Below are 510 nucleotides of genomic sequence, written 5' to 3' on the forward strand. Positions count from 1 at the left end.
GCAGGGATATCCCGGCAACTGCAGTTTCGTCAGCTTCGAAGCCTGCCGCTACGCAGCGCAGGGCGCGGGCGGCAACTGCGTGGCGAATCCTCGCTACAGCGCCTGGAGCGCTGGCTACCGCGCATACGACTATAATGACGCCTATGGCTATGACGCCGACTGATCGCAGGCGTGTGCGGGCCCGGTTCGCTCTGTGCGACCGGGCTCAGTGCGTCTGATCAAGGGTCGTCGTCTGATTCAGTCTGTTGATCCGACCGGTCACCCGTGCCCGACTCGAACCCAGATCAGCCGCGACGCTCGTTACGGCTGTAGTTCGAGAAGTGCCCCTCGCGTGCCGCTTGGGCGCGTGCGGCTTTGATCAGACTCTTGCTCTTGCCGGGCGCTGCCGGGCGCGACACCAGTCGCTCCATCCGCCGGCTGCCGCAGGCCGGGCCGGGCGGCTTGTCGTCGAAACCGACCAGCAATTCGCTGTCCTTGTCGCATTGCTTACAATGGAAACCGTAAAGCGGC

Annotated in this window: 2 protein-coding genes; one reads left to right on the plus strand and one right to left on the minus strand. The window is 64.5% G+C overall.

The window, feature by feature from the left end:
- A partial coding sequence (locus DY467_RS25465) for a DUF3551 domain-containing protein (protein WP_164639825.1) occupies positions 1–163 on the plus strand: 163 nt, incomplete at its 5' end.
- 121 nt (positions 164–284) lie between these two features.
- On the opposite strand, the gene DY467_RS25470 is transcribed toward DY467_RS25465, so the two are convergent.
- Positions 285–510, minus strand: a 226-nt coding sequence (locus DY467_RS25470; protein WP_164639827.1) for an FmdB family zinc ribbon protein, incomplete at its 5' end; no start/stop codon positions are given.

Source organism: Rhodopseudomonas sp. BR0G17 (genome assembly GCF_010907025.1).
GTDB lineage: Bacteria > Pseudomonadota > Alphaproteobacteria > Rhizobiales > Xanthobacteraceae > Rhodopseudomonas > Rhodopseudomonas palustris_H.